At 66.9% G+C, this 4,730-nt stretch carries 3 protein-coding genes and 2 pseudogenes; 2 read left to right on the top strand and 3 right to left on the bottom strand.

The features are described from left to right. The first annotated feature begins 89 nt into the window (after positions 1 to 89). Positions 90 to 605: a tyrosine-type recombinase/integrase gene (locus ICW24_RS19005; RefSeq protein ID WP_307781378.1), complete on the top strand. Its 516-nt coding sequence runs from the start codon at positions 90 to 92 to the stop codon at positions 603 to 605. Positions 606 to 619: 14 nt separating this feature from the next. On the opposite strand, the pseudogene ICW24_RS19000 reads toward ICW24_RS19005, so the two are convergent. Next, positions 620 to 892, bottom strand: a pseudogene (locus tag ICW24_RS19000) (transposase); the annotation flags it as partial. 425 nt (positions 893 to 1,317) lie between these two features. Then, a complete protein-coding gene (locus ICW24_RS18995) occupies positions 1,318 to 2,880 on the bottom strand; it encodes a methyl-accepting chemotaxis protein (RefSeq protein ID WP_226347287.1) in 1,563 nt (520 codons plus the stop codon). A 112-nt stretch (positions 2,881 to 2,992) separates the two neighbouring features. On the opposite strand from ICW24_RS18995, the gene ICW24_RS18990 reads away from it, so the two are divergent. Further along, the gene (locus ICW24_RS18990) at positions 2,993 to 3,151 is read left to right on the top strand and encodes a hypothetical protein (protein WP_372361056.1); all 159 of its coding nucleotides are present in this window, start codon (positions 2,993 to 2,995) and stop codon (positions 3,149 to 3,151) included. Between the two features lie 550 nt (positions 3,152 to 3,701). Here the strand turns inward: ICW24_RS18990 and ICW24_RS18985 are convergent. Next, positions 3,702 to 4,610: pseudogene (locus tag ICW24_RS18985) on the bottom strand (IS481 family transposase); the annotation flags it as partial. Positions 4,611 to 4,730: the final 120 nt, after the last annotated feature.

Here is a 4,730-nt window from a genome sequence, read left to right as displayed (position 1 = left end):
AAGACGATCCCGGACCAGCCGGATCGCCCGCTCACGCAGCTCCTCGGGGTACTTCCTCTGTGCAGGCATGACTCCATCCTCCTGGGGAGATCAAGCCCTCCACCCTTCCCGGGGCGATCCAGCTGCGCCACACCCTGGCCACCCAAGCCATCAACCGCGGCATGAGTCTGGAAGCCATCGCCGCACTCCTCGGACACATCGACCTGTCCATGACCATGGTCTACGCCCGGATCGGAGACCGCACCGTGGCCGACCAGTACTTCAACGTCACCAGCAAAATCGAAGCCCTCTACACCCGGAACCAACCCCCCGCCCCGACCCCGGCCACGCCGGTGCAGCTGCCCGCCGACGCCGCCGGACCCGCCATGACCGCTCTGCAGGCCGAAGTCCACAAACGCCTTCTGGGCCACGGCTACTGCGCCCGCCCCATCGAACTCGACTGCCGCTACGAAACCATCTGCGAATCCTGCACCATGTTCTTCACCACCATCGAGCACCGCCCCACCCTGCAAGCCCAACGCGACGACGCCTGCACCAAGGGCCAAACCCGCCGCGCCGAGGTCTACACCAACCTCCTCGAACGCCTCGACCAGCCCCCCGCTTGACAGACATCACCCACATAAGCACTCGCGGTCTTGAGAATCTCGTTCGCGCGCCGCAACTCAGCGTTCTCCCGCTTCAGCCGCTTGACCTCCGCGCTCTCCGGCGACGCCTCACCGGCGGCTGGGGTTTGCTCCACCCAGTTCCGCAACGTCGCCTGATTGATCCCCAACAACGCCCCGACATGCTGACGCGCCGCGAGCTTGGACCCCCCAGCATCAGCCAGATGATCCCGGTACATCCGCACCGCCCGCTCCCGAGTCTCAACGTCAAACTTCCGTGGTGCTCCCATAGGTCCAGTCTCCCCTTGCTAGATCGGAACCCTCCGACGAACCCAGGGAGGTTCATACCTCAGATGTCGTCAAAAAGATCGCCATCTGCCGCACCAAACCCACCACCCCAGCCACCCCACAGGCGGGACCCCGAGGCGCAGCCGCCGGGTCCCGCCGGAGGTCGGGCGTGCCACAGATGTCGTCAAAAAGCATGTCATCTGCCCCGCACCCAACCCACCACCCCAGCCACCCCACAGCTGGGACCCCGAGGCGCAGCCGCCAGGTCCCGCCGGAGGTCGGGCGTGCCACAGATGTCGTCAAAAAGCACGTCATCTGCCCCGCACCCAACCAAGCACCCCCAGCCCACAGCTGGGACCCCGAGGCGGAGCCGCCGGGCGCACGAGCCGTCCTCACCTCGGTGAGGACGGCTCGTGGTGGTTCCGGGTCAGGCGACGGTGAAGCGTCCGGCGATGCTGCGGAGTCGGTCGGCCTGTTCGTGGACGTCGGTGCTGATGGCGACGACCCCTTCGACCTCGCGGAGCGCGTTGGCGGTTTCGGCGGCCGAACCGTGGGCGCGGTCCTTCATCTGGTCGACACCGGCGGACACGTCTTCGATGCTGCGGGACATCTCGGCGGTGGTGGCGGTCTGTTCCTCGACGGCGGACGCGATGGACGCCTGGTGTCGGTCGATCTCGGAGATGACGTCGGAGATGCGGCCGATGACGAGGGTGGCCTGCGTGGTGTCTTCGCTGATCTGACTGATCCGGGTCTGGATCTGGTCGGTGGCCGTCGCGGTCTCCTGCGCCAGCTCCTTGACCTCGTTCGCGACAACCGCGAAGCCCTTGCCCGCCTCGCCCGCTCGGGCGGCCTCGATGGTGGCGTTGAGCGCGAGGAGGTTGGTCTGCTCTGCGATCGAGGTGATGAGCTTCATGATGTTGGCGATCTCGGTCGAGGATTCCTCGAGCTTGCGCACCGACGCGGACGCCGATTCCGCCTCGGCGACGGCGCTGGAGGCGACGCGGGCCGCGTCGGAGGTACCGCGGGAGATCTCCTGGATCGAGGCCCCCATCTCGTGCGCTCCTGCGGCGATGGTGCGGACGTTGTCCGCGACCTCCGAGGAGCGCTCCTGCACCTGACCGACGCCGACCTGGGACCGCTCCGCGGAGTCGGCGATGAGGCGGCTGTTGTTCGCCAGGTTCTGGGCGGAGGTGGCGAGGACGTCGGCGACCTGGATCAGTTCGGACATCGAGCGCTGCGTGGAGGCGGTCGATTCGTCGAGCTTGCGGGCCATGTCGCCCATCTCGTCCTTGGTGTGGAGGTCCGCGCGGGCCGTGAGGTCTCCGCCGGAGATCCGGTCGAGCACGCCCCGGATCGATTCCAGCGGCCGGGTGATGGAACGCAGCAGGGGGATAGCGATGGCGAGCATGGCCAGGACGCCGAGCAGCCCGATCAGCATCGAGATGAGGCGGGTCGCGTCGACGGTGTTCTGGAACGCCTCCTCCCGGGCCACGGACTCGCGGTCGATGATCTCGTGGATCGCCTCGAGTTCGTCGTCCACGGCACCGTTGAGCTCGGCCACCTTGGGGGCGTTCTTCGCCGCGGCGGCCCGGTCCGTCGCGGCCTGCGCCACGAACCCTTCGACGAAGGTGTTGAAGTCGGCGACCTGCGGCTTGACGTCGTTGATGCCGGCCGCCACGTCGGCGGGCAACGCCAGCTTCTCCAGCTCCGCCAGGGTGTCGGTCACGGACGCGAGGTCGTCCGGGAGGTCCTTCTGTACCCCTTCGAGGTCGTCTCCGGCGAGACTCCGGTAGGCGTCGACCTTGAGCTCTGCCTCCCGCGTGTCCAGGTGGTTGAGGAGCGCCTTGGCCTCCTGCACCGTGGTGAGTGATTCGGCGCTGGAGGTCAGCCGGGAGTTTCCGACGAGCGCGGTGCCCGCGAGGGACAGCGCGACGAGGATAGCCGTGACGACCAGGAGGAGCAGGCGCTGTCGGACGGTGAGGGTTTTCATCAAGACCTCGACATGGAACGGCGACGGACCGCGCATTCGAACACTGCGCAGGTGGATGCCTCCTCATCGACCGGATCGGCCCGGTTCTGAATGACCGAGCGGCGACGCGAGGGTGGGGCGGGACGGGGTGCGTCACCAGACCGAGCCGCCGGAGCCGGTGGACAATGACCCATACGAGTTGCCGCCGGAGGAGCGCGCGGACATCGAGCAGGTGCCGTGCACGCTCAAGACCGGAAGTCGGGCCGGGCATCAGAGGCGCCTAGTGATATGACATCTGATTCCCGATCGAGCGGACAGTTACGACGCATTCGGGCGTGCGAAGACGGTTCTCTCGTTCGCACGAGAGCCACGAATCCTTCACGCGATTCACGTCATCGGTCACCCGAGAGAACTCCCGACGACAGATGCGTCTCGTTCGTCGGCGGTTCGGCCCCCTCAGAGGCAGGCGGTGACCTACTCCACGCCCCCGTAAGCATCCCCGCCGTCCCGCCACTGCGCCAACGTGCTGGTTCGAGGTGCGCCGTCGTCGGAGGTAGTGACTCCTGCCCGACCCGTGCGCACTCAACGCCGGACCTGATGATGATGAGCCGGATAAAATGGATGCCGTCTCACCCCCAGCAGCCCGGTTTTCTGCGTAGGGTCGTCAAGGTCTCCCTTATTCGCCCTGCGCGCCTCGGAAAAGCAGGTGCTCGATGAGCCTCATCCATAAGACGCCAGGCCGGTACGAGATGCCGGTAGGCATCCGGGGCGATGCCGGTCTGCGTGCGGCTCATCGCGCCCGCCTTCGGCGGGCAGAACACGACTCTGCCGTGCTGAAACGCCTAGTTGTACTGACCGGAGACGTTGGCTAATCGCGAGAAGGGCGGCTGGTTGCCGCAGGCCGTGTGCGGCCGATGCTGGTTGTACTGGTGCAGCCAGGACTGCAGGGCGTCGCGGCGTTCCTGCTCACTGCGGTAGCAGCGGGCGTAGGCCCACCCTTCGGCCATAGTGCGGTGGAATCTCTCGACTTTCCCGTTGGTCTGCGGCCGGTACGGGCGAGTCCGCTTCGGTGCGATCGATAGTTCCTCGCAGGCGTCGCGCCACAGGAACGAGCGGTACGCCCCGCCATTGTCCGACAGGACGCGCTCGATGGTGACGCCGCGGTCGGCGAACCAGCCGACCGCCCGGCGCAGGACGGCGACTGCAGTGATGGCAGTTTCGTCGTCGTGGACCTCGGTGTAGGCAACGCGGGAGTGGTCGTCGATGACGGTGTGGATGAATGCGTACCCGAGCGTGGGGTTGTGCCACTTGCTGCGGGGCTTGTCCGGCGTAGCGGAGCGATTCTTGTCGCCCTGGCGGCGGCCGACATAGCGCCAGCCGCCGCCGTCGGGGATGTTCCCGAGCTTCTTCACATCCACGTGCACGAGCGACCCGGCATAGTCATGCTCGTAACGGCGAACAGGTTCGCCTGTGGCGCGGTCTAGGTATGCGAGCCGGTTCAGCCGGACGCTCGTGAGGATTCGATGCACGGTAGACGGCGCGATACCGAGCCTGCTCGCGAGCTGAACCGGCCCTTCGCGAAGTCTCAGGCGCAGGCTCACGCACCGCTTCGTCGTCGCCTTGCTCGTCCTGTGCGGCGAGGTCTTCGGCCGCGAGGACCGATCGTGCATCGACTCGCCATTTGCGTAGCGGTCAACCCACCGCTTCACTGTCGGCCAGGACACCTGGAAGCGAGCGGCGACCTCGCTAACCCCGGTCTTTCATGACGGTGCCGACGACGGCATCGCTGCGTGGGGTGAGTCGATGACGGTGCGCGGGTACGACGTTGGGCCGGCTGGCGCTGCCGGGCTGCGGTTCTCCGGGTCGTGATG

This window comes from Agilicoccus flavus, assembly GCF_014857905.1.
GTDB classification, from domain to species: domain Bacteria; phylum Actinomycetota; class Actinomycetes; order Actinomycetales; family Dermatophilaceae; genus Agilicoccus; species Agilicoccus flavus.
The sequence above is the reverse complement of the archived record's forward strand: the minus strand, read 5'-3'. Positions and strand labels throughout refer to the sequence as shown.